General features: G+C 70.7%; 19 protein-coding genes and 1 tRNA gene. 11 read left to right on the top strand and 9 right to left on the bottom strand.

The features are described from left to right. Positions 1-131 precede the first annotated feature (131 nt). The 3 genes from ACTOQ2_RS30840 to ACTOQ2_RS30830 all read left to right on the top strand — a co-directional run bounded on the left by ACTOQ2_RS30840 (position 132) and on the right by ACTOQ2_RS30830 (position 2,507). Positions 132-1,727 carry an RICIN domain-containing protein gene (locus ACTOQ2_RS30840; RefSeq protein WP_440104350.1) on the top strand — a complete coding sequence of 532 codons (1,596 nt, stop codon included), beginning with the start codon at positions 132-134 and terminating at the stop codon, positions 1,725-1,727. Between the two features lie 238 nt (positions 1,728-1,965). Further along, positions 1,966-2,196, top strand: coding sequence for a hypothetical protein (locus ACTOQ2_RS30835; protein WP_440104348.1), 231 nt, complete (start codon positions 1,966-1,968; stop codon positions 2,194-2,196). Between the two features lie 32 nt (positions 2,197-2,228). Beyond that, on the top strand, positions 2,229-2,507 hold the full coding sequence (locus ACTOQ2_RS30830) for a type II toxin-antitoxin system PemK/MazF family toxin (protein WP_440104346.1): 279 nt from the start codon (positions 2,229-2,231) through the stop codon (positions 2,505-2,507). Positions 2,508-2,631: 124 nt separating this feature from the next. On the opposite strand, the gene ACTOQ2_RS30825 is transcribed toward ACTOQ2_RS30830, so the two are convergent. Both ACTOQ2_RS30825 and ACTOQ2_RS30820 read right to left on the bottom strand, forming a co-directional pair. Then, complete coding sequence (locus ACTOQ2_RS30825) at positions 2,632-4,107, bottom strand: pyridoxal phosphate-dependent decarboxylase family protein (protein ID WP_440104343.1); 1,476 nt, start codon at positions 4,105-4,107, stop codon at positions 2,632-2,634. Positions 4,108-4,222: 115 nt separating this feature from the next. After that, positions 4,223-4,480 carry a hypothetical protein gene (locus ACTOQ2_RS30820; protein ID WP_440104342.1) on the bottom strand — a complete coding sequence of 86 codons (258 nt, stop codon included), beginning with the start codon at positions 4,478-4,480 and terminating at the stop codon, positions 4,223-4,225. 464 nt (positions 4,481-4,944) lie between these two features. On the opposite strand from ACTOQ2_RS30820, the gene ACTOQ2_RS30815 reads away from it, so the two are divergent. The 3 genes from ACTOQ2_RS30815 (at position 4,945) to ACTOQ2_RS30805 (ending at position 8,331) form a co-directional block, all read left to right on the top strand. Next, positions 4,945-5,011, top strand: a tRNA-OTHER gene (locus ACTOQ2_RS30815). A gap of 267 nt (positions 5,012-5,278) precedes the next feature. Then, entirely contained in the window at positions 5,279-6,859 is a 1,581-nt protein-coding gene (locus ACTOQ2_RS30810) for a TROVE domain-containing protein (RefSeq protein WP_440104339.1), read from the top strand. A gap of 206 nt (positions 6,860-7,065) precedes the next feature. Next, on the top strand, positions 7,066-8,331 hold the full coding sequence (locus ACTOQ2_RS30805) for a hypothetical protein (protein ID WP_440104337.1): 1,266 nt from the start codon (positions 7,066-7,068) through the stop codon (positions 8,329-8,331). A gap of 76 nt (positions 8,332-8,407) precedes the next feature. Here the strand turns inward: ACTOQ2_RS30805 and ACTOQ2_RS30800 are convergent, their stop codons facing one another. From ACTOQ2_RS30800 to ACTOQ2_RS30785, 4 genes are all read right to left on the bottom strand, one after another. Then, a complete protein-coding gene (locus ACTOQ2_RS30800; protein ID WP_362851128.1) occupies positions 8,408-9,409 on the bottom strand; it encodes a LacI family DNA-binding transcriptional regulator in 1,002 nt (333 codons plus the stop codon). 43 nt (positions 9,410-9,452) lie between these two features. Then, the gene (locus ACTOQ2_RS30795; protein WP_440064505.1) at positions 9,453-10,265 is read right to left on the bottom strand and encodes a carbohydrate ABC transporter permease; all 813 of its coding nucleotides are present in this window, start codon (positions 10,263-10,265) and stop codon (positions 9,453-9,455) included. 77 nt (positions 10,266-10,342) lie between these two features. Continuing rightward, complete coding sequence (locus ACTOQ2_RS30790) at positions 10,343-11,245, bottom strand: carbohydrate ABC transporter permease (RefSeq protein WP_440104336.1); 903 nt, start codon at positions 11,243-11,245, stop codon at positions 10,343-10,345. After that, positions 11,242-12,552 carry an ABC transporter substrate-binding protein gene (locus ACTOQ2_RS30785; RefSeq protein WP_440104334.1) on the bottom strand — a complete coding sequence of 437 codons (1,311 nt, stop codon included), beginning with the start codon at positions 12,550-12,552 and terminating at the stop codon, positions 11,242-11,244. Before ACTOQ2_RS30785 ends, ACTOQ2_RS30790 begins: the two co-directional genes overlap by 4 nt. Positions 12,553-12,911: 359 nt before the next feature. Here ACTOQ2_RS30785 and ACTOQ2_RS30780 point away from each other — a divergent pair, with 359 nt between their 5' ends. Beyond that, positions 12,912-14,933: a beta-galactosidase gene (locus ACTOQ2_RS30780; RefSeq protein ID WP_440104332.1), complete on the top strand. Its 2,022-nt coding sequence runs from the start codon at positions 12,912-12,914 to the stop codon at positions 14,931-14,933. Between the two features lie 92 nt (positions 14,934-15,025). Beyond that, entirely contained in the window at positions 15,026-16,552 is a 1,527-nt protein-coding gene (locus tag ACTOQ2_RS30775) for a glycoside hydrolase family 53 protein (RefSeq protein ID WP_440104330.1), read from the top strand. 192 nt (positions 16,553-16,744) lie between these two features. On the opposite strand, the gene ACTOQ2_RS30770 is transcribed toward ACTOQ2_RS30775, so the two are convergent. The 3 genes from ACTOQ2_RS30770 to ACTOQ2_RS30760 all read right to left on the bottom strand — a co-directional run bounded on the left by ACTOQ2_RS30770 (position 16,745) and on the right by ACTOQ2_RS30760 (position 19,890). Then, on the bottom strand, positions 16,745-18,181 hold the full coding sequence (locus ACTOQ2_RS30770; RefSeq protein ID WP_440104329.1) for a pectate lyase family protein: 1,437 nt from the start codon (positions 18,179-18,181) through the stop codon (positions 16,745-16,747). Positions 18,182-18,452: 271 nt separating this feature from the next. Continuing rightward, positions 18,453-19,316, bottom strand: coding sequence for an NAD(+)/NADH kinase (locus tag ACTOQ2_RS30765; RefSeq protein WP_440104328.1), 864 nt, complete (start codon positions 19,314-19,316; stop codon positions 18,453-18,455). Positions 19,317-19,410: 94 nt separating this feature from the next. Next, positions 19,411-19,890 carry a hypothetical protein gene (locus ACTOQ2_RS30760; protein ID WP_440104326.1) on the bottom strand — a complete coding sequence of 160 codons (480 nt, stop codon included), beginning with the start codon at positions 19,888-19,890 and terminating at the stop codon, positions 19,411-19,413. A 334-nt stretch (positions 19,891-20,224) separates the two neighbouring features. On the opposite strand from ACTOQ2_RS30760, the gene ACTOQ2_RS30755 reads away from it, so the two are divergent. The 3 genes from ACTOQ2_RS30755 to ACTOQ2_RS30745 all read left to right on the top strand — a co-directional run bounded on the left by ACTOQ2_RS30755 (position 20,225) and on the right by ACTOQ2_RS30745 (position 24,089). Beyond that, complete coding sequence (locus ACTOQ2_RS30755; RefSeq protein WP_440104325.1) at positions 20,225-21,019, top strand: sulfotransferase family protein; 795 nt, start codon at positions 20,225-20,227, stop codon at positions 21,017-21,019. Continuing rightward, positions 21,016-22,215, top strand: coding sequence for a glycosyltransferase family 4 protein (locus tag ACTOQ2_RS30750; RefSeq protein ID WP_440104323.1), 1,200 nt, complete (start codon positions 21,016-21,018; stop codon positions 22,213-22,215). The genes ACTOQ2_RS30755 and ACTOQ2_RS30750 overlap by 4 nt, the downstream gene beginning before the upstream one ends. Before the next feature lie 488 nt (positions 22,216-22,703). After that, on the top strand, positions 22,704-24,089 hold the full coding sequence (locus ACTOQ2_RS30745) for a family 2B encapsulin nanocompartment shell protein (protein WP_440104321.1): 1,386 nt from the start codon (positions 22,704-22,706) through the stop codon (positions 24,087-24,089). The last annotated feature ends 34 nt before the right edge of the window (positions 24,090-24,123 follow it).

Here is a 24,123-nt window from a genome sequence, read left to right as displayed (position 1 = left end):
GGAAAGCGCTTTCCTATGGTGTTGCTTGTCCGCCAACACGGACGTGTTCACTCATGTGAGCGGTGCGCACTCGCTGGGGGGATCCGGAACGCAGGCCGCGCGGGCCTGCCGGACCAGCAAGGAGTTCGGCTGTGAAGAGCAGATTCGTCAGGAGGGTCGCGGCCGTCGTCATCGTCGGCGCGGTCGCCGCGTCCGGATGGGCGTTCGGCACCTCCGCCGCCGCGGCCGATCCGGCACCCGGCGCCTACACCCTCGTCAACGCGGGCAGCGGCCTGTGCCTGACCGTCCCCGGCGCCAGTGGCTCCGACGGCGTGCAGCTCACGCAGTCCGGCTGCGGTGCCACCGGCCAGACCTGGAACCTGACCGCCGCCGGCAGCGGGTTCCAGCTCAAGGCCGCGCACAGCGGCAAGTGCGCCGGTGTCCAGGGGGCGAGCACCTCCGCGGGCAAGGCCGTCCAGCAGGAGAGCTGCACCGGCGCCTCCTCCCAGGCGTGGAACCTGACCGCCTCCGGGCCGAACTACCGGGTGGTCAACGCCAACGGCGGCAAGTGTCTCAACACCAAGGACAACTCCACCGCCTCCGGCGCCCTCGTCCAGCAGAACTCCTGCGACTCCGTCGCCACCAAGCAGTGGCGGTTCGCCCCCGCGGGCGGCCCGCAGCCGACCCCGACACCGACCCCGACACCGACACCGACCGTCACCCCCACTCCCGGACCGACGCCCACGGTCACCCCCACCCCCGGCAACCCGGGTAACGCCGCCGGCCTGGTGGGTTTCGCGACCCTCGACAAGCACGGCCGCAGTGGCACGAACGGCGGCACGGGCGGCCAGACGGTGACCGTCGGCACCTACGCGCAGCTGGCGGCGGCCGTCGCCGACGACGCCCCCCGGATCGTCCGGGTGTCGGGCACGATCACCGGTAACGGCGCGGACATGCTGGACGTCGGGTCGAACAAGACCATCATCGGCGTCGGGACGAACGCGACAATCAGCGGGTTCGGGCTCGACGTCAACGGCTGGGGCCCGGAGGAGGTCGCGTGGGGCGGCGACCTCTGCGACCCCGCCGAGCGGGACAGGTTCACCCACGTGCAGAACGTGATCATCCGGAACCTCTCGCTCAGGAACTCCCCGGACGACTCCGTCAACGTGCAGTGCTACTCCCACCACGTGTGGATCGACCACAACACCTTCCACCCGTCCGCCGACGGCTCGGTGGACATCAAACGCGGGTCGGACCTGGTGACGGTCTCGTACAACCGCTATGTCGGCACGGACAAGTCGATGCTGCTCGGCCACAGCGACAGCAACGGCTCCCAGGACACCGGCTACCTGAACGCCACCTACCACCACAACTGGTTCGACGGGTCCAACACCCGCCACCCGAGGGTGCGGTTCGGGTACGCCCACCTGTTCGCCAACTACGTGGACGTCGACGACTACTTCATCGGCCTGGGCGTGAACGGAAAGATCTACGCCGAGAGCAACCACGTGAAGGGCGCCAAGACGATCACCGAGGACTTCGGCAACGCGAGCCTCACCTGGGCGAGCAGCAACTTCTACGACATCGCCACGATCCGGCGGGCGCAGAGCAGCGGCAGCACCATGAGCGACTGGCTGCGCGCCGACGGCGCCGTCTCGCGGCCGTCGTACTCCTACTCGGCCGGATCCGCCTCCTCCACCCCGCCACCCGCGGGCGCCGGTGTCGGCGGCGCGGACACGATCCCCTAGCGATCTCGTTCCCCGCGATCCTGTCCGAGGGCGATCCCGTGAAAGGGCGGTCCCGCACGGGCCGGGGCCGCCTTGCTGCCCGAACCTGTCCGATCCGGCCGACCCACTGGCTGGATCGGACGTGGTGGGTACGGAAACCAGCAACGTCCGATTTGCCAGAACATCATCACGTTAAGTATCCGAGTGCTCACGAAATTCGGTCGAAGGCCTGCGAGATGCCCCGTCGTACAGTGAAGATATGGCCATGTTGACTGTCGACCTCGACGCCAGAGCGGAGAAGGCTCTGCACGAGCTGACCGCCGACGGCCGCTCCGCGACCGAAGCGGTTCGCGAAGCACTCGTCGTCGCCCAACGACTCCACCGGATGGAAGAGGCCCGGATCGCGGCCGAGAGGCTGGCAAAGGATCCCGCCGACAGGGCCGAAGCCGAAGCGATCATGAAGGACACGGAGCACCTGCGTACGTGGTGACGTGTACCGGCTGCGCGCCCCCCCGTGACGCGATGGCCCATGAGCAACGAGGCGAGCGCTTCGCCGTGATCCTCCAGTCGGATGTCCTCTCCCACCTCTCCACCGTCCTCATCGCACCGACCTCGGCCGGTGCGCCTCCCGCCCCCTTCCGGCCCGAGGTCGAGCTGCTCGGCAAGCAGAGCCGGATCATGGTCGAGCAGACCGTGGCCGTCGCCCCGCACCGTCTGGGTGACTTCGCCGGTCGTCTTGATCCCGCCGAGATCGAAGAGATCGACGAGGCTCTTCACACCGTTTTCGGCCTGCTCGGATGAGTGAAGGCCCGGAGCCGGGCCGCCTCCTGTCGTGATTCCCTACCTGTGGGAAACGGAAGCACGACGGGAGTCGGGCACCGCGTGATCCGTAGCCGTCCGATCGCCACTGCCAGGGAGATCGGGTTCACGGTCCGGATGCGACCTCCTGAAGGACCTTCGCGACCCGTTCCACGTCGGCCTCGGTGGTGCGCCAGTTGCTGAACGCGGCGCGCAGCGCGGGCACGCCCTCGTAGACCGTCGGCGTGAGGAAGGCCTCGCCGGACGCGGTGATCGCGTCGGCCACCTCGCCGACCCGGGCCTGGGTGGGGGAGGAGGCGAGGGTGAAGCAGACCACGTTGAGCCGTACGGGGGCGAGCAGCCGGTAGCCGGGCATCGCGGCGATCCGCTCGCCGAGCCCGGCGGCGAGGGCGGCGTCGCGCCGGACGATCTCCGCGTGCCCCTCGCGCCCGTACGCGGCCAGGGTGAACCAGGCCGGCAGCGCGCGCAGGCGGCGCGAGTTCTCCGGTGTGAGGTGCACGAAGTCGGGGTCGTCGCCCACCGGGCCGAGGTAGGCGGCGGAGTTCTGGAAGACGCGGGTCTGCAGGTCGCGTCGGCGGGTGAACTGGATCGCGCTGTCGTAGGGCACGTTCAGCCACTTGTGCAGGTCCACGCAGACCGAGTCGGCCTCGCCGAGGCCCGCGACGAGGTGGGCGTGCTCGGGGGAGAGCGCGGCGAAGGCCCCGAACGCGGCGTCCACGTGCAGCCAGAACGGGTGGTGCTCGCGCAGGGCCGCGATGGCGCGCAGGTCGTCGAAGTCGACGGTGTTCACCGTGCCGGAGTTGGCGACCACGATCGCCGGTGCGCCGTCCAGCCGGTCGAGCTCCTCGGCGAGCCCGGCCACGTCCACCGCCTCCCGCCCCGGCAGCAGGCCGACCCGCCGGATCGACGACCGTCCCAGCCCGAGCATGGACAGCGACTTGACGACGCTGGAGTGCGGGCTTCCCGACAGCACCGTCACCGGCCCGAGCGCCGCCGCGCCCTCCTCGGCCACCGACACGCCGCGCCGCTCGCCCAGCCACTCCCTGGCGATCGCCAGGCCCGCGAAGGTGGACATGGTCGCGCCGCTGACGAACGTCCCCTCGTGCTCGGGCGGCAGGCCGAAGAGGTCGCGCAGCCAGGCGGCCGTCTCCCGTTCGAGGTCAGGGGCGAGTGAGTCCAGTCCCGACGTGGGGTTCTGGTCGAGGGTGCCGGTCAGCCAGTCGCCCGCCAGCGCCGCGGGCGTCACGCCGCCCGTGACGAAGCCCAGGTAGCGGGGGCCTGCGCCGGCCGCGAAGCCCGGCTCCCACCGCCGCGCGAACTCCTCCAGCGCCCCTTCCAGGCCGATCCCCGCCTCCGGCAGGGACGCGGGCGCGGGTCTGGCCGGCGTCCGCGCCACCGGCCGGTCGCCGAGCCCGCCGAGCAGGCGCACCGCGTACGCGCGGGTGGCCTCCAGCAGCTCGGGGACGCGGGCGTGGTCGGCCCCGAGCGATCCGCGAACGCGACAGGCCCACGGCTCCTCCGGGGTACCTGGCAGCCGGCCTTCGGGGATGCGCGGGGTGCCCGCTTCGTCTCTGGCGTCCATTCCTCGACGCTACGACGCCGCTCGGCCGTCTGGCGAGCGACCCGTCCGGGCATGGCGTGGTGAGGTGGCGAAGGAGTCGTGGTCAGGGCGTCAAGTCATCAAAGAGAAGTCGTGGTCAGGTCGAGAGGGAGAGGGATGGGCGGACCCGGCCGGCCTCGCACAGCGCCCAGCGCATCCGGCTCGCGTACGCCTCCGGGTGGTCCCCGGCCTCCTGGGCGACGAGGGCGGCGCAATCGGAGAGATCGGCGTGGCGGGCACGGATCCGGCCTTCGATGATCATCCGTACCTGATCAGGGGAGGGGTGGTCCGAAGCCTGCAGAGTGGAGACGAAGAGAACCTGTGCCAGGTCGGACACGTTCATCGGGGTCGTCATCACGTGATCCTTTCCCGGGAGGCGCGGAGGTCCTGCGGAACTTCGATCGCGTCCCCGTCGGTGGTTCGGCCCGTGTTCACCTTCCATCGTCTCTCTCGGCACTGACATTTTCGCCCCGTAGCCGCCCCCTGGCACCCCTGTTTTCCGGCGAATAATGAGATGTGACGCACGGCGGTGGTCGCTACCGTTGTAAACGCCTCGGGGTTCGGAAACGAAACCGGCCGTCCAACGCGAGAAGAGCATCGCGGGAAGAACGCGCCGGAGCCGTCTCCGGAATACGGGGTTCCGACAACTTGACACGCGCTTCCCCGGTGCGAAGGCGGCGGTTACTTCGCTCTTCCAAAGCGAGGGTCCGGGTTCGACTCCCGGCTCCGGCCTCGGGCCGGTGTGGTGTAACGGCAGCACGTCATGGTCCGCGGCCGACCTTGACCTCGGGGAAGACCACAAATTCATATCGACCTCCCCGGTGCGAAGGTGACGGTTACTTCGGTTTGGGATCGAGTGGTCCGGGTTCGATTCCCGGCGCGCCGCCCGAACCCGTGCGGCGCGTGGTGTAAAAGGCAGCACGCTTTCGTTCCGTCGTCGGCTCCGATCTCGGGGAGGTCCGGTAAAACGTCCACGCGCCTCCCGGTGCGCCGATCGCGGTTACTTCCAGGTTCGATTCCTGGCGGCCCCACTCAGCGGGGCCGCCGCCCGCCAGGCCGGGCGACCGCGGTCACTTCGATCTCGGGAGGAGCACGGCCGTGCGCGCGCGACCGGCGCGCGGGAGAGGCGGAACTCGCAGAGAAAGGCCCGACCATGTCCAAGTTCAACACCGCGACCAACCGGCCGGCCGTCTCCAGCCCGGTCAGGACCGAGCGCGCCCCCTCGGGTCTCACCCACGAGGGCGCCCCCGGATACGCCCGCGACGCCAAGGGCGAGCTCTTCCTCCTCGCGGTGTCGAACATGGTCGGCGAGAACACCTTCTACGAGAAGGCCGGTGACCGCGACGACCGGTTCCGCCGGCTCGTCCACCGGGTCGCGGTCGAGGACGGCGAGTGGATGGCCCGCTTCCTGCCCTGGCTGCGCGGTGAGGCGAACATGCGCACCGCCCCGGTCGTCGCCGCGCTGGAGTCGGTCAGGGCGCGGCTCGCCGCCGGTCTGCACGGCCTCAACCGGCAGCTGGTGGACGGTGTCCTGCAGCGCGCCGACGAGCCCGGCGAGGCCCTCGCCTACTGGACGTCCACGTACGGGCGGGCGATCCCCAAGCCGGTCAAGCGCGGCGTCGCCGACGCCGTGCGGCGCCTGTACACCGAGCGCGGCCTGCTCAAGTACGACACGGGCACCAGGGGCTTCCGCTTCGCCGACGTCATCGATCTCGTCCACCCCGCTCCGGCGGCGGACAAGGCGTGGCAGGGCGAGCTGTTCGCGCACGCCCTGGACCGCCGGCACGGCCGTGACAAGCCGATCCACGACGCGCTGGCGACGCTGCGCGCTCGTGCGGGGCTGGCGGCACTGCCGGTCGAGGCGCGGCGCGAGGTTCTGGCCGACCCCGGCCGCCTGCGTGCCGCGGGCATGACCTGGGAGGCGCTCGCCGGATGGCTCCAGGGTCCGATGGACCGCGAGGCGTGGGAGGCGGTCATCCCGTCGATGGGCTACATGTCCTTGATCCGCAACCTGAGGAACTTCGACGAGGCCGGTGTCTGCGACGAGGTGGCGGGACGGGTCGCCGCGAAGCTCACCGACCCCGGTGAGGTCGCCGGGTCGCGGCAGCTGCCGTTCCGGTTCTACTCCGCGTACCGCAACGCCCCGAGCACGCGCTGGGGCCACGCCCTGGACAGGGCGCTGACGCTCGCCACGGGCAACGTGCCGTCGTTCGGCGGACGCACCCTCGTCCTCGTGGACACGTCGGCGTCGATGACCTCCGGCACGGTCTCGGCACGCTCGGCCGTCACGCCCGTCCAGGCGGCGGCGCTGTTCGGGGTGACGCTCGCCGCCCGCGGCGAGCGGGTGGACCTGTACGGCTTCGCCGACGGCGTGTTCCGGCACAGGGTGGGCCGGGGCGCGTCGGTCCTGAAGGAGATGGACCGGTTCTGCGGGCGTATCGGCGAGGTCGGCCACGGCACGCAGATCGCCACCGCAATCCGGCGCGCCTACCGCGGGCACGACCGGGTCGTCATCCTGTCGGACATGCAGACCATGGGCGGCCACCACGGCGCCGAGGTGACCCGCGCGGTGCCGGAGCGTGTTCCGATGTACGGCTTCAACCTGCAGGGTTACCGGCGGGCGGCGATGCCGACCGGCTTGGGCGACCGCCACGAGTTCGGCGGCTTCTCCGACGCGTCGTTCCGGCTGATCCCGCTGCTGGAGAGGGGCGGCGACGCGAGCTGGCCGTTCTGACCCGGCCGGGCGTCTACCGGCCGAGTGGGAGACCATTCGGCCGGGATCCGCCCGCCGAATGGTCGTCGTGAATCTTTACTGATTCTCATCGCAACTGTGTTCACATCTGTCACGCGGGTGAGCGCCCGTTTCACGAACAAGCCGCCGACATTCTGGAATGATCGCCGGATATCCTGTCGGACATCGAGACTGACGGACAGTGACTGATGCCCCCCATCGATCAAATCACCGCCTTCGCATCGGACCAGCCGGTTCTCACGGTCATCATCGGCGTGTTCGCCCTCGTCCTCCTGGTCGTGGCGTATTTCGTGCTGCGCGCGACCCGGCGCGTGGCGGCCCGCTTCTACCAGCGGCACATCGCGCCCCGCCCGGCCGAGGACATCCTCACCATCGTCGCCGCCAGCATCGCGACGGGCGTCTCCGCCCAGGGCATGTGGCGTTTCTCCGGTGACGTGCTCGGCTTCGACGGCCCCCTGCGGCTGCTGCTCTTCGCCTTCATCGAGGTCGCCGTCATCACCAGCGCCGTCCGGGCGCGCCGCAACATGCGGGAGAACTTCTCCGCCGGCATCGACGGCGTCGCCGTGTGGGCGCTCACCGGCCTGACGGCCGTGCTGTCGAGCATGGACGCCCGCAGCGTCGCCGAGGCCGTCTTCCGGCTCGCCGCCCCCCTGGTGGCGGCCTGGCTGTGGGAGCGCGGCATGGCGATCGAACGCCACCGCATCACGGGGCGCTCCCGCATCAACTGGCGGATCACTCCGGAACGCGCACTGGTCCGCGTCGGGCTGGCCGAGGTCAGCGACCGTACGGCGAGCGAGGTGGACGCCCACCGCAGGCTCACCCGGGTCGCGCTGGCGGCCAAGCGCGCCCGCGCGCTCCGCGCCTCGGGGGCGTCCGACAGGAAGATGCGCGCGGCCCTCACCAAGCTGGACCGTGCCATGGACCGGGCGGTGGAGCACAGCGGCCTGGCGGTCGACTCCGCGCGCCAGGAGGCCCTGCTCTCCCAGATCGGGGCCCTCTACAACACCTCCGCGCTGATCGACCTGACCCCGCCCGTGCCGTGGGCCCCGGAGCCCGGAGAGCCGGCGGGGCCGTCCGGGCGTCCCGCGGTGGCCGCGGGCCCCGCGGCGCTGCGGCCCCCGCTCGACGATGACGACGAGGAGTTCCACGTGCTGGACGTCCCGCCGCCGATCGTCGACACGGCGCGGCGCGCGGCCCAGATACGCGCCGCGCGGGAATACTGGGACAAGCAGATCGAGCGGAAGTTCGTGCCCCGCGCGGACGACATCGCCCACGAGACCGGCGTCTCCCTGGTCACCGCCCGCGAGTGCCGGGCCCTGTGGAAGCTGGAGCCCAAGGCTTACGCGCTGCTGGAGGCCGCCTTCCGCGAGCACGGGATCGTCGACACCGGCACCTTCCCCGCCATCGAGACCGAGCACGTCCTGACCGTGAACGGGTCCTCACCCGGTCGCTGAACCCCGCCGCCGATCCCGCTCGATCCCGCTCGATTCCGCCGCTCGCCCGGGCGGGCCGCCTGGTCGGCCCGCCCGGTCAGGTCGACTCGCGCACGATGAGGGTCGTGGGCAGTATCACCGGCTCCAGGTGCTCGGCGCCGTCGATCAGGGCGAGCAGCAGGCGGACGGTCTCCTCGGCGACCCGTTCCAGGGGCTGCCGGACGGTGGTGAGCGGCGGGTGGGTGGTGAGCGCCACCGCCGAGTCGTCGAAACCGCCCACCGCGACGTCCTCGGGCACCCGCCGCCCGGCGGCGCGCAGGGCGGAGAGCGCGCCCGCGGCCATCAGGTCGGAGGCGACGAAGACGGCGTCGATGTCGGGGGCACGTTCCAGCAGCCGGGCCATCGCGCTCTCCCCGCCCAGCTGGGTGTAGTCGCCGTGCTCGATGAGCCTCCTGCTCGCCTTCCTGCCGAGGATGTCGGCGAAGCCCTCCAGCCGCAGCGCGCCGCCGGGGGTGTCGAGCGGGCCGGTGATGGTGGCGATCCGTTTGCGGCCCCGCTCCACCAGGTAGCGCGTCATCTGCCGGGCGCCCTCGCGGTCGTCGGCCGCCGCGTAGGGGATCACGTTCTCCCGCCCGATGACGGCCCCCTGGGCGACGGCGGCCACCGGGATGTCCACCAGCGCGTCCACCAGCCTGTCGCCGGCGTGGGTGGAGACCAGGAAGGCCCCGTCGGCGTGGCCGCCGCGCAGGTAGCGGATCACCCGGTCGCGGTCGCCGTCGTTCCCGGCGATCATCATCACCAGCGACACGTCCCGCTCGGCGAGCCGCCGGGTGGCGGTGCGCAGCAACACGCTGTAGGTGGGATCCTCGAACAGCTTCTCCTGCGGCTCCGACAGGACCATCACCACCGAGCCGGTCCGCTGGGTGACCAGGCTGCGGGCGGCCCGGTTGAGCACGTAGCCCGTCTCGGCGATGGCCCGCTTGACGGCGGCGTGCGCGGCGGGGCTGACGTACCGGTCGTCGTTGAGCACCCGGGACACCGTTCCCCGGGACACCCCCGCCACCGCCGCGACATCGTGGATGGTCGGACGCTTCGCCATGCTCCTCATTGTCCCCTCGACCGGCCGTTGGTCGGCCCGGCCGCTAGCTTTTCACGGCTCCGCCGGCCAGGTCGGTCCGCCAGTGGCGCTGCATCGTGAGGAACAGCGCGATCAGCGGAATGATCGACAGCAGCGTGCCGGTGAGGATCAGGTTGTAGAGCGAGGGCTGGTTCGCCCCCGCGGCAAGCAGGGTGTAGAGCCCGACGGTCAGCGGGAACCTCTGGTCGTCGCCCAGCATGATGAAGGGCAGCAGGAAGTTGTTCCAGATCGCGACGAACTGGAACAGGAAGATGGTCACCATGCCCGGGAGCATGAGCGGCAGGGCCACCCGGCGCAGCAGCAGCCAGTGCCCGGCGCCGTCGATGCGCCCGGCCTCCAGCAGGGCGTCGGGGACGGCGGCGGTGGCGTAGACGCGCGCGAGATAGATGCTGTACGGGTGCAGGATCTGCGGGAGCAGGACCGACCAGTAGGTGTCGGCCAGCCCGATCCGCGAGAACAGCAGATACTGCGGGATGGCCAGCACGACGGCGGGCACCAGGATGCCGCCGATCAGCAGGTTGAAGATCAGGTTCCGGCCGGGGAAGCGATACTTGGCCAGGGCGTAGCCGGAGACGGCCGAGACGGCCGTGGACAGCAGGGCGCCGCCGCCCGCGTACAGCAGCGTGTTCAGCATCCACAGCCAGAACACGCCGTCGCGGTAGGCGAGCAGGTCCGAGAGGTTGGACAGCAGCCCGGTGCCGGGGGCGAAGGTCGAGGTGGAGAACAGCTCCGCCTTCGACTTGGTCGCGGCCACCAGCACCCAGCTGACCGGCAGCAGGCAGTAGAGCGCGCCCAGCAGCAGGATCGCGGTCGGCATGACACCGGCCGGGCGGCGTCTCCGAGAAGGCCCCCGGGAAGGCCCCCGAGAGGCCCCGGTGAGGGTCGTGGTGGCCATCAGCCCTCCCCGAAAGCGCGGTCGCGGACGACGCGCAGGAAACCGAACGACAGGACGAGGGAGATCGCCGCGATGACGATCGAGGTGGCGGCGGCCGAGTAGAGGTCGCCGGTGACGAAGGCGTCGCGGTAGACCTTCATGAGCGGGCTCCAGGTCGAGCTGATCGTGTTGGTCAGCGGCCGCAGGGTGGTCGGCTCGGTGAACACCTGGATCGTGGCGATGATGGAGAACACCGTGGTCAGGATGATCGCGGGCAGCAGGATCGGGACCTTGATCCGCAGCGCTATCTGGATCTCGCTCGCCCCGTCGATCCTGGCGGCCTCGTAGTAGGTCCTGGGGACGGCGCGCAGGGCGGTGTAGAGCACCAGCATGTTGAAGCCGACGCCGCCCCAGACCGCCACGTTCGCCATGGACAGCACCACCGTGCCCGCGCCGAGCAGGTCGACCTCGAGCACCTGGCGCAACGGGCTGAGGCTCGGCAGGTAGAGGAAGCCCCACAGCAGGGTGGCCGCCACGCCCGGCACCGCGTACGGCAGGAAGAGGGCGATCCTGGAGAAGCGCGCGAGCCGCACGTGTGCCGAGTCCAGCAGCAGCGCGAACAGCAGGGCGAGCCCGAGCATGACCGTCAGCACCAGCAGGCCGTAGCCCAGGACGCGGAGCCAGCCGGCCCACAGCTCGCCGTCGGCGAGCGTCGCCGCGTAGTTGTCGAGGCCGACGAAGATCTCGCGCCGGGAGTTCTTGCCCAGCCCCAGCCCGGAAACCTTCGTGCGCCGCAGGCTGAGGTAGGCCGTGTAGGCGATGGGAATGGCCATGAAGAGCGTGAACAGCGCCATGGCCGGTGCGAGGAAGAGGTAGGGGACGGCGCTCGCGGTGCGGGCGCCGCCGCCGGGGCGTCGTGTCATGGGGTGAGCTGGAATCCGGACTTCCGCATGTCGGCGACCGTCGCGTCCTGCATCTTCGCGAGGGCGCCGGAGAACGCCGACCCGTCCTGCAGGGCCTTGTCGAAGGCGTCCTTGAAGGCGTTGTAGGTCACGTTGACGTTCGGCCCGAAGGTGAAGCCCCGGGCACCGGTGGCGATCGTGGCGGCCTGCTGCCAGAAGTCGGGCTGGTTGGAGAAGTAGTCGGGGGCCTCGCCGAGCATGGTGCCGCCCTTGGTGGCGGCCGGGTAGACCGCTCCCTCCTTGACGAGCAGGCCGAGCGCCTCGGGGTCGGTGTTGAGCCAGGTCGCGAACTTCGCGGCGGCGGCCCGGTGGGGGGACTTGGCGGAGACCGCGGTGGAGGAGCCGCCCCAGAAGCCGCTGGAGCTCTCGCCGGCGTTCCACTGCGGCAGCGGGGCGATCGCCCACCTCCCCTTGGCCTTGGGGGCGTTGCTGGACAGCACTCCGGGCGCCCAGATCGCCGAGGGCCAGGTCAGCAGCCTGCCGTCGTTCAGGGCCTTGTTCCACTCGGGGGTGAAGTACGGCTGGTCGTCGATGGCGCCCTCCTTGACGAGGCCGCCCCAGTAGTCGGCGACCTTCGTGGTGGCCGCGTCGTTGACCGCGACCTTCCAGGACTCGCCGCTGATCGACCACCACTGGGCGCCGGCCTGCTGGGCGAGCCCGACGAAGGAGCCGGGGTCCTTGCTGGAGAAGGTCCCCAGGAAGACCTTGGGGTCCTTCTTGCGTACGGTGCGGGCGGCCTCGGCGTACTCGTCCCAGGTCTTGGGCACCTCGACGCCGTACTTCTCGAACAGGTCCTGGCGGTAGTAGAGCATCATCGGGCCGCTGTCCTGGGGGAGCGCGTAGACGGCGTCGGTGCCGAGCGTGACCAGTCCCCAGACGCCCTCGCCGAACTCGCCCTTCGCCTGCCCCACCTCGGCCGTGAGGTCGGCCACCGCGTCGGCGGCGACGAAGGAGGGCAGCATCTGGTACTCGGCCTGGACCAGGTCGGGAGGGTTGCCGGCCTTGGCGGCGGTCAGGAACTTGGTGGCCGCGTCGTCGCCGCCGGCCTGCTTGCTGACCGTGACCTGGATGTCGGGGTTGGCCTTGTTCCAGACCGCCGTGATCTTGTCCATGTTGGGGACCCAGGTCCAGTAGGTGAGCTTGACCGGCCCGGCGGGGGCCGAGTTCTGCGATTCCGGGGCGGCCGGCTCCTGGGGAGTGCCGGAGCACCCGGCCAGGGCGGTGGCGAGGATCGCGGCCGCCACCGCTACGAGCCGGTTTGTCTGCATGTGTTCCTCCGGGTGGGGTTCCGTGTGGGAGTTTCATGTCAGGGAGTCGGCCGCTGGGAGGCCGCTGCGGGGCCACCGGCGAAACCACCGGCCTCCCCGGCGAGGTCGCCGGGGAGGCTGTGGGGAAGCCATGGGGAGGCCTCCGGCGAGGCTCCGGCCTGGTCGCCGGGGGAGACGGCGGGAGGACCGCCGGAAGTATCTGTGAACGTTCACAGACTGAAATCCATCGACGGCTGCTGTCAATGCCCGTTACGTTCTTGTTAACCCCCATGCGCGCCGGGCATATCGAGGGTGGTCTTCCGTGGCCGCCGGTCGTACATTACTGTGCACGTTCACAGAAAATATTCGAGGGGGAGTCGTTGCCCGGATATCCCGCCCTGCCAGGGGGCATCGCGTACGGCGGGGACTATAACCCCGAGCAGTGGCCGGAGGAGGTCTGGCGCGAGGACGTCCGGCTGATGCGCGAGGCCGGGGTGAACCTGGTCAGTCTCGGCATGTTCAACTGGAGCCTGCTGGAGCCCGCCGAGGGGGTGTACGACTTCGGCAGGCTGGACAGGATCGTCGACCTGCTGGACTCCGCCGGAGTCATGATCGATCTCGCGACGCCGACTTCGTCCCCGCCCACCTGGTTCAGGACGGCCCACCCCGGCGCCCGCCTGGTCGACCGCGAGGGCCGCGTCATCGCCGGCGGCTCCCGGCACAGCTTCTGCCCCAGTTCCCCGGAGTACGCCGCCGCCTCCGAGCGGATCGCCGAGCGGCTCGCCGCCCGCTACGCCGGGCACCCGGCGGTCGCCATGTGGCACGTCCACAACGAGTACGGCTGGGCCAACGCGCGCTGCTACTGCGAGACCTCGGCCGAGGCGTTCCGCGACTGGCTGCGCGAGCGGCACGGGGACGTGGCGGCGCTCAACGCGGCCTGGGGGACCACGTTCTGGGGGCTGACCTACGGCTCGTTCGAGGAGGTGGAGCCGCCGAGGATCGCACCGGCCGGCCAGCTGACGGCCCTGCAGCTCGACTACGCGCGCTTCTCCGTCGACGCGCACATCGCCAACTTCCGCCGCGAGCGCGACGCCATCCGCCGCTTCTGCGACCTGCCGGTCACCACCAACTTCATGATCCCCAACTGCGAGCCGATGGACTACTGGCGGTGGGCGGGCGAGGTCGACGTCGTCTCCAACGACCACTACCTCGACGCCGCGCGGGCCGACAACCACATCGAACTGGCCATGGCGGCAGACCTCACCCGCTCGGTGGCGGGCGGGCGGCCGTGGATGCTCATGGAGCACTCGACCGGCGCCGTCAACTGGCAGCCGCGCAACCTCGCCAAGCGGCCGGGGGAGATGCGGCGCAACAGCCTCGCCCACGTCGCCCGCGGATCGGACTCGGTGCTGTTCTTCCAGTGGCGCGCCTCCCGCCACGGCGCGGAGAAGTTCCACTCGGCGATGCTGCCGCACGCCGGGACGGACTCCGGCCTCTGGCGCGACGTGGTCGCCCTCGGCGCCGACCTGCGCGAGCTGGCCGGGGTGCGCGGCTCCCGCGTCGAGGCCGAGGTCGCGCTGGTGTGGGACTGGGAGTCGTACTGGGCGCTGGAGCTGGAGTGGCGCCCCTCGGTCGACCTGCGCTTCCGCGAGCGCGTGGAGGCCTACTACGAGACACTCTGGCGCGAGCACGTGACCGTCGACTTCGCCCACCCCACCGCCGACCTCTCGGCGTACCGGGTGGTCGTCGTCCCCAGCTCCTACCTGCTCACGGAGGCGGCGGGCAAGAATCTGCGCCGCTACGTCGAGGCGGGCGGGCACCTGGTCGTCTCCTGCTTCTCCGGGATCGTCGACGAGAACGACACCATCCACCCCGGAGCCCACCCCGGCGCGCTGCGCGACGTGCTCGGCCTGTCGGTGGAGGAGTTCCACCCGCTGCCCGAGGGCGGCACGGTGCCCGTCGGGGACGGCGGCCTGACCGGCCGGATCTGGTCCGAGCGGATCCGCCTCGCCGGGGCGCGCGCCGTCCACGCCTTCACCGGCGGGCCGGACGCGGGCCACCCCGCGGTGACCCGCCACGAGCTGGGGGCGGGCACGGCCTGGTACGTCGCCACCGCCCTCGACCCGTCCCCCGACTCCGACTCCCATGGAAACGGCCGGGATCTGCGCGCGGTCCTGCGTACCGTCCTCGACCTGGCGGGCGTGTCCCGGCCGCGCGGCCTGCCGGACACGCTGGAGCTCGTACGCCGGGGCCGGCACCTCTTCCTTCTCAACCACGGCGACGAGCCGGTCACCGTCCAGGGGGTGAGCGGGACCGGGGTCTTCGACGGCGCCGCGCACACCGGGCCGGCGACCGTGCCCGCCGGCGGCGTCACGGTCGTCGAGCTCGCCGGGGACACATGATCGTCCCCGGGGTCGCGCCGGCCACCTGACCGCGGCGCGTCACCCGGGGTCTTCGGGGATCGTCCACATCACTCCTGACCAAGTGAGGACCCATGAAGAAGATCCTGGTGGCACTGCTGGCATGTGCCGCCGCCGTCCTGGTGCCGTTACCGGCCCGAGCCGCTCCCACGGTCGCCAACGGCGGCTTCGAGAGTGGAGGCGGCGTCGCCGCACCGCCCTCGTGGAGCACCACGGGCTCCGCCGCCGCCGACTTCACCGAGGCCGGCGGCCACGCGGGCTCCTACCGCCTGTCGCACTGGTCCACCGCCGCGTACGCCGTCGAGACCCACCAGACGCTGACCGGGCTGGCCTGGGGCACCTACACGCTCCGCGCCTGGGTCAGGTCCGGGACCATGAGCCAGAGCTGGATCGCGCTGAGGAACTGCGGCTCCGCCGAGAGGCGGACCCACGTGCCGGTCAGCTCGTCGGAGTGGATCCAGATCGCCGTCACCCAGACCGTGACGGGCGGCCGGTGCACGATCGTCCTCGGCTCCGCCGCCGCGGCGGGCGGCTGGGCCAACTTCGACGACGTCACCTTCGCGGCGGGGTCGGCGACGCTGGCGGTCAAGGGCGCCGACACCTCCAGCCTGCCCAAGTCGGAGGCGTACGGAGGCAGGTACCACGACGCCGGGGGCACGCGGGGCGACGCCCTCGCGATCCTGGCGGCGGCCGGAGCCAACTACGTCCGGCTGAAGGTGTGGGTGAACCCGGCCGACGGCTACAACAACAAGGCACGGGTGCTGGCCATGGCGCAGCGGGTCAAGGCCCGGGGGATGCGCCTGCTGGTCGACTTCCACTACTCCGACACCTGGGCCGACCCCGGCAAGCAGTACAAGCCCGCGGCGTGGACCGGACACTCGTTCGCGCAGCTCAAGGCAGCCGTCTACGACCACACCTACGACGTGCTGAACGCGCTGAAGGCGCAGGGCACCACCGCCGACATGGTCCAGGTCGGGAACGAGATCAACGACGGCATGCTCTGGGAGGAGGGCCGCAGCTCCAACTTCGGCAACCTCGCCCAGCTGCTCAACGCGGGCCACAGCGCGGTCAAGGCCGTCTCCTCCTCGACCAAGGTCGTGCTGCACCTGGCCGAGGGCGGCGACAACGGGCTCTTTCGCTGGTGGTTCGACAGCGCCGCGGCCAACGGCGTGAACTACGACGTGATCGGCGTCTCCTACTACCCCTACTGGCACGGCACGCTCGGCGCGTTCCAGGCCAACATCAACGACATCGCGTCCCGCTACGGCAGGCCCGTCCTGCTCGCCGAGACCGCCTACCCCTTCACCACCGGCAACGACGACGGCCTCACCAACATCATCACCGCGGCGACCCCGTACCCCGGGTACCCGGCCTCACCGGCGGGCCAGTCGGCGATGCTGCGCGACGTGATGAGCATCGTGCAGGCCGTGCCCGGCGGGCGCGGGCTCGGCGCCGTCTACTGGGAGCCCACCTGGACCGCGGTGGCCGGCAACGGCTGGGACCCGGCCGACCCGTCCTCGGGCAACGGCTGGGAGAACCAGGCATTGTTCGACTTCGCCGACAGGGCGCTGCCCGCGCTCGCCCAGTTCGCCCACCAGTGATCCTCGCGTCCGCGCGGCAGGACGCTCCTTCCGCGCGGTCGCCGTGAAAGCCGCCGGCCGGACCCCGCGGGGTCCGGCCGGAAAGCTTGTGTCCGGGCCCCGGCGGGGCCCGGACACGCTCGGCTGTCGCCGCCTCTCGAATCCGGATCGGACCCGGGTCAGGTGCGGGTCGGACGCGGGGCGGAGTCCGCGTCAGATGGAGATCCGGCCGGCACCGGCGCCGCCGGTCACGATCGACTTGACGCTGGAGGCGGTGTCGAGGGAGTAGGAGTAGGGGATGGAGGCCACGCTGCCGCCGGCCTGGCCGCTGCCGGAGTTGACGAAGTGGTTGTTGCGGGCGACCAGGGTGCCCGGTCCCGAGTCCCCCTCGCCGAGGTGGTAGGGGTCGTCGGTGTTCTCGAAGTAGTTGCCCTCGACCAGGACGCCCGCGCCCTCGGTGGAGGCCACGCCGTAGCCGCCGACGCTCCCGTAGTAGTTGTTGTAGACGTGCACCGGGTTGCCGAAGCGCACGCGCGGGTGGCGCTGGGTGGTGCCGTCGAACCAGTTGTGGTGGTACGTCACCCGCAGGTGCCCGCGGTCCTCGCCGCCGTTGCCGTCGTCGTGGCCGAGCAGCATGGACTTGTCGTGGTTGGTGACCTTGTTCCAGGAGATGGTGACGTAGTCACTGGCCCGCTTGACGTCCACGGCGCCGTCGTAGCCGTTGCTGAAGGTGTTGTGGTCGATCCAGACCCGGGTCGAGTACTGGACCTGGATGCCGTCGTCGTTCCAGTCGCGGAAGGACAGGTTGCGGACGATGACGTTGGAGGCCTGGGAGATGTTGAATCCGCAGCCCGCGATGGTGGCGCCGGAGTTGCCGATGATCGTCTTGTTGGAGCCGACCTTGAGCATCCCGGAGCAGGAGATCGTGCCCGACACCCGGATGACGGCCGCGCCGCTCGACGAGAGCGCGCTGCTCAGCGCCGAGGAGCTGCTGACCGTGGTGGGCGAGGCGTTGCCGCCGCCGGTGGTGCCGCCGCCCTGGGTCGCCCAGCCGACGAGGCCGCCCGGGTTACCGGGGGTGGGGGTGATCGTGGGCGTCGGGCCGGGGGTGGGGGTGTTCGTCGGGCCGGGGCCGCCGCCCGCCGGGACGAGCCGCCACTGCTTGGTCGCCACCGAGTCGCAGGAGTTCTGCTGGACGAGGGCGCCGGAGGAGGTGGAGTTGTCCTTGATGTTGAGGCACTTGCCGCCGTTGGCGTTGACCACCCGGTAGCTGGAGCCCGACTCGGTCAGGTTCCAGGTCTGGGAGGAGGCGCCGGTGCAGTTCTCCTGCTGGACGGCCTTGCCCGCGGAGGTGCTCGCGTCCTTGACGCCCGCGCACAGGCCGCTGTGGACGGCCTTGAGCTGGGTGCCGCTCCCGGTCACGGTCCATGCCTGTCCCGCGCCGCCGCAGCCGTTCTGGGTGAGCTGGACGCCGGCCGAAGAGCCGGTGCCGGTCAGGCACAGGCCGCTGCCGTTGTTCACCAGGTTGTAGTTTCCCGGGGCGGGTGCGGCTGCGGAGGCGGCGGAGACGCCGGCCACCGCTCCCGACAGGGCGAGGGCGGCGACGGCGACGAGGACGCCGGCCGCCTTCCCGTTGGTTCTGTACAGCACAGTCGAGCTCCTTGCTGGTCCGGCAGGCAGGTACGACCTGCGGTTCGGAGTCCCCCCAGCGAGCACTCGCCGTTCACATATGCGATTCGCGTACATGTGAGCGAACAACCCACAAGGTAGGTAAGCGCTTTCCCCGTGTCAAGCCAGGCATGAAAGTTTCATGACGGACGCTGTCACCTGACCGCTCCCGTCGCGCTCCTGACCGGCGGAGGGGGTGCGGGAAAGAGCCCGCCCCGGCGGGCGCCGGGGCGGTGCGAGGGTTCCGGGAGGTCTAGTCGACCTCGGCGCTGCCGTTGACGCGGAGCTTGCGGCGGGCGCGGTCGTAGAAGCTCTTCGGGCCGAGCCGGACCACCCAGGCGGCGGCGCGGATCGCGGTGACGCCGAGCCCGTCCCCGGGCGTGAGGTGCGCGGCCACCGTGCCGTCCACCTCCACGGCGAGACGGCCGCTCGTCGGCAGCAGGTCGAGCACGACCCGCTCGTCGGCCGACAGCACGATGGCCCGGTTGAACGACGAGTGCGCCGCCGCGGGGATCACGAGGAATCCCTCGACCGTCGGCGACACGATGGGACCGCCCGCGGAGAAGCTGTAGGCGGTCGACCCGGTGGGAGTGGCCACGATCACCGCGTCGGCCGCGTAGCGCACGAAGGGGTGCCCCTCCACGGTGATCGACACCGCCGACAGCCCGTCCCCCGGTATCCGCACCAGGGCGATGTCGTTGAACGCGGTCACCGCCGTGCCGTCGGGCAGGGTCGCCCGCACCGCCATGCGCGGTTCGACCGTGTAGTCGTGGTTGTCGATGGCCGACAGTGCGGGGGGCAGCTCGTCGACGTCGATCTCCGCGAGGAACCCCAGCTTGCCGAGATTGACGCCGAGGACGGGGGTCTTGCGCCCCGAGATGAGGCGCATGGTGCGCAGCATCGTGCCGTCGCCGCCGAGGCTGACGAGCAGGTCGGCGCGGTCGACCAGGGTGGCGCCGTCGACCGAGACCGCGCTGCAGTCGATACGCCCGACCTCGTCGGGCAGCCCCAGCACCGTGACGTCGCGGGCGCGGGCCCACTCCACGATCGTGTCGATGGCCACCTTCGAATCGCGCTGCGGGTGCAGAACCAGCCCCACGGTCTTGACCATCCCCATGCCTCACACTGTACGGGCCCGCCGCCGATCCGTACGCCGCGATCCCCGGCGGGGCGGGAACGGGGTCCGGTGACGGGCGGGAGCGCGGGACGGGTCAGCTCTGGCGCCGTTCCTTCATCCGCGCCTCGTGGAGGTGGCGGCGCCCGCCCGCCAGCCGTTCCCTGATCCGCCTCTCCACGTCGGTGAAGACGCTGTGGTAGCCGTCCTCGTACTCCTCCACGACCTGGAAGGTCCACCGGCCGGGGATGACGTCGAGGCCGATCAGCTCGCGGGTCACCATGTCGGCCATCTCGGGGTGGCCCGCGGCGCGCAGCAGCTCCACCGCCTCGTCGAGCTGCAGGTCGGCGTGACCGGTCAGCTGGTGGAAGGAGTAGAGGTGCCCGCGGGCCCGCTCGGTCGTCTCCAGCGCCTCGGAGAGCTTTCCCAGGGCCTCGGCGGTGGCGTCGTCGACGTCGTGGGACTCATGGGACTCGTGGGACTCATGGGACTCATGGGACTCATGGGACGCGGCCCGGGACGAGGCGCCCGGCGAGGCCGGGTAGGAGGCCGGATCCGGCCGTACATCGTGGGTCACTCGATCTCCTCCTCGAAGGGGCGCGGTAGATCAGAGAAGGCGCGCCGGAGCATGATCGCTGACCGGCCGCATGCCATCTGAGCTGTGGGAACGTGTCACTACCCTGCGGGGGGAGGGTGAATCGCCGGCTCGTTTCGCCCTTCCCCCGGGAGCCGGGAAAGGCGCGGGCACGCCCGCGGACGGTGAGGTGTTCTTGAGTGAACACACAGTTAAATGCCAGGAAAGGTGGCTACCCTCCCAGGGCATGGAATGGCAGCGCAAGGCCAACGACGCCCTTGTCAGGCTCACTGGATTCCAGATTAACCGAGTAGGGAAAGTTGGTCCGGCGGCCACCGTGAAGCCCCCCGCGGCCGCGGAGGAGGCGTTCAGGCCGCCCGCGGACCCGAAGGTCGACCGGCTGCTGGTCGCCCCGATCTTCATCCTCTCGCCGGTCAGGTCAGGCTCCACGCTCCTGAGGGCACTGCTCAACGCCCACTCCATGCTGCACGCCCCGCACGAGCTGCACGTGCGCAGGCTCCGGGTGGAGTTCGGCACCTCGCTGGCGGAGAAGGCGATGGAGGCTCTCGGGCACGAGCGGACCGACCTGGAACACCTGCTGTGGGATCGCGTGCTCCACCGCGAGCTGGTCAAGAGCGGCAAGACGTTCGTCGTGGACAAGACACCGGCCAACGCCTTCGCGTACCGGCGCATCGCCGCGTGCTGGCCGGACGCCCGGTTCGTCTTCCTGCTGCGCCACCCGGCGTCCGTCGCGAGTTCGTGGTACGAGGCCGGCGCCGGCAAGAGGACGCCCGAGGAGGCGGCGCTCGACGCCCTGCGCTACATGAAGGCCGTGCAGCGGGCACGGGGGGCGCTCAGCGGGTGCACCGTGCGGTACGAGGACCTGACCGCCGACCCCGCGGCCGAGGCGCGCCGCCTCTGCGACTTCCTCGGCATCCCCTGGGAACCGGAGATGCTGGCGTACGGCGAGCAGGCCGTGCTCGAGAAGGGGCTCGGCGACTGGAAGGACAAGATCCGCTCGGGGAGCGTGCAGCCCGCGCGCGACCTGCCGAGGGCCGAGGAGATCCCCGAGTCGCTCAGGCCGATGTGCGAGAGCTGGGGATACCTGCCGCGCGCCGCGGAGCCCGCGTGACGGCGCCCGGAGAGCCCGGAGCCCCCGCGGCCATGAAGATCCGCTACATGCTCCTGCACGCGTACGGCATGGGCGGGACGATCCGCACGGTGATCAACCAGGCGAACGCGATGGCCGCCGCCGGGCACGACGTCGAGATCGTCAGCGTGGTGCGCCGCAGGGAGACACCCCAGTTCCCGATCGACGCCCGCGTCCGCCTGCTGGCGCTGTCGGACCAGCGGGACGGCAGGCCCTCGGACTCGGTGGGGCGCAGGGCCTGGCGGCGGATCCGCGGCAAGATCGTGCCCGCCGGGGAGTTCGCGGCCTCCTACTTCACCGAGCGCGTGGAGCGGGCCGTCATCGACTACGTCTCCGCGCTCCAGGACGGCATCCTGGTCACCACCCGTCCCGCGCTGAACCTCATCTCCGCCCGGCGCGCTCCCGCGAGCGTCGTCAGGATCGCCCAGGAGCACATGAACCTGGCCACCCACCCCGAGGCGGTCCGGGCGGCGATCGCCCGCCACTACGGCGGCCTGGACGCGGTGGCCGTGCTCACCGGGACCGACAGGAGGGAGTACCAGGAGCTCCTGCCCGGCACCCCCGTCGTGCGCATCCCCAACGCGGTCGGCCCCGTGCGGCAGCCGCTCTCCCGGCAGGAGGACAGGCTCGTGGTCGCGGCCGGGCGGCTCGTCGGGCAGAAGGGCTTCGACCTGCTGATCCCCGCGTTCCGGCAGGTCGTCGACCACCACCCCGACTGGCGGCTGCGCATCTACGGCACCGGCCCGAAGAAGGACGCGCTGCGCGGGCTCCTGAAGGAGTACGGACTGTGTGACAACGTCACCCTGATGGGACGGACCGACCGCCTCGACGAGGAGCTGGCCAAGGCCTCCTTCTACGTGCTCAGCTCACGGTTCGAGGGCCTGCCGATGGTGATGATCGAGGCGATGACCCAGGCGCTGCCCGTCGTCGCCTTCGACTGCCCGACCGGTCCGGCCGACGTGCTGACCCCCGGGGTCGACGGGCTGCTCGTCCCTCCCCGGGACGTCGACGCGCTGGCGGCGGCGATGGTCCGGCTCATCGAGGACCGGGGGCTGCGGGAGCGGATGGGGGCCGCCGCCGCCGTCACCGCGCGTGACTACACGCCTGAAGTGATCATGCCGCTCTGGGAGAACCTCTTCGCCGAACTCCTGGGCCGCGCACCGGAACGGCCACGCTGACCGGTTCTGCCTGATTTTCATCTTTTATGGAAGATGCCGCGCGGGACGGCACTTCGCCTTTCGTGCTGTCGTCGCGCAGTGCCCTCCCGGCGGGGTGGTTCACGGGATTTCCGATGCCGCGCTAAGGGGATTTCCGCTGTGCCGTGCCGGCCGCCGGGGATACGCGGCACGATGTCTGGCATGACGGATATTCCCAGCTCGCAAAGTCCTTCATATGAGCCGGACCGCCGATATGAATAAGACATTCAATCTTTTTCGGGCATTTGACGATAGCGACTTTTTTAATTATTGGCCGGATCGTATTCAATGCTTGACAAGATATTTAAGGGCAACCCAAAATTGAGGCGTCCACGATGGCGGGCCATATCCGGCTCCGCGCATCGGGGGGTCAACGATTCTGCCGTTTCTGTTGCGGGTAATTGGCGTGCCCCCTGGTTGATCCATGTCTTCTTTCCCCTGTCGGTACGAGTACGGATCGGTGGTGTGTTGTGACGGAGTTCGAGGCTGGCCGGTCGCAGCTGAGTCTGAGTACGGACGCCGCGCGTAACCTGGCGACGACGACCAAGTCGACTCCCCAGATGCAGGAGATCACCTCACGGTGGCTGCTGCGGATGCTCCCCTGGACGCAGGTCTCGGGCGGCACCTACCGCGTCAACCGGCGGCTGACCTACACGATCGGCGACGGGCGGGTGAGCTTCACCAACTCCGGGTCGCAGGTGGCGGTCATCCCGGCCGAGCTGTGCGAGCTGCCCCTGCTGCGCGGGTTCGACGACTCCGACGTCCTCGACGCGCTGGCGGGCCGGTTCGTCCAGCGGGAGTTCCAGGCCGGCGACGTGCTCGTGGAGGCGGGGCGACCGGCCGACGAGGTCGTGCTCATCGCGCACGGCAAGGTCAACAAGGTCGGCACCGGGCCGTACGGTGACGAGATCGTGCTGACCGTGCTGGCCGCGGGCGACCACTTCGGCGACGACACCCTGGTCGGTGACGAGGGCGAGTGGCCGTTCACCGCCAAGGCGGTCACCAGCGGCACGGCGATGGTCCTGCCCCGGCAGGCCTTCCTGGAGCTGACCGAGCAGGCGGAGCCGCTCCAGGCCCATCTGCGGCAGCGGGAGACGGCCTCTCGCGGGCCGCAGAACAAGTATGGCGAGGCCGCCGTCGAGGTGGCCGCCGGCCACGAGGGAGAGGCCGACCTGCCGGGCACGTTCGTCGACTACGAGCTCTCCCCGCGCGAGTACCAGCTGAGCGTCGCGCAGACGGTCCTGCGGGTGCACAGCCGGGTGGCCGACCTCTACAACGACCCGATGGACCAGATCGAGCAGCAGCTCCGGCTCACGATCGAGGTGCTGCGCGAGCGGCAGGAGCACGAGCTGATCAACAACCGTGAGTTCGGGCTGCTGCACAACGCCGACCTCAAGCAGCGGATCCACACCCGCACCGGCCCGCCCACCCCCGACGACCTCGACGAGCTGCTCAGCCGCCGCAGGAGCACGAGCTTCTTCCTGGCCCACCCGCACGCCATCGCCGCCTTCGGCCGCGAGTGCAACGCGCGAGGGCTCTACCCGCAGGGCGTCGACATCGGCGGCAGCGGGGTGCCCGCCTGGCGTGGCGTCCCCATCTTCTCCTGCAGCAAGATCCCCATCACCGAGACCCGCACCACCTCGATCCTGGCCATGCGCGTCGGCGAGGACAACCAGGGGGTCATCGGCCTGCACCAGACCGGCATCCCCGACGAGTACCAGCCCAGCCTGTCGGTCCGCTTCATGGGCATCAGCGAGAAGGCGATCATCTCCTACCTGGTCAGCGCCTACTACTCCGCCGCCGTCCTGGTGCCCGACGCGCTCGGCATCCTGGAAGACGTCGAGATCGGTCACTGACGAAAGGCGACGACAGGGCTTCGGACCGGCCGCT

It is taken from the genome of Streptosporangium sp. H16 (assembly GCF_051918855.1).
Taxonomy (GTDB): Bacteria; Actinomycetota; Actinomycetes; order Streptosporangiales; family Streptosporangiaceae; genus Streptosporangium.
Note: the sequence above shows the minus strand (reverse complement) of the source record. Positions and strands in the feature narration are given on the sequence as shown.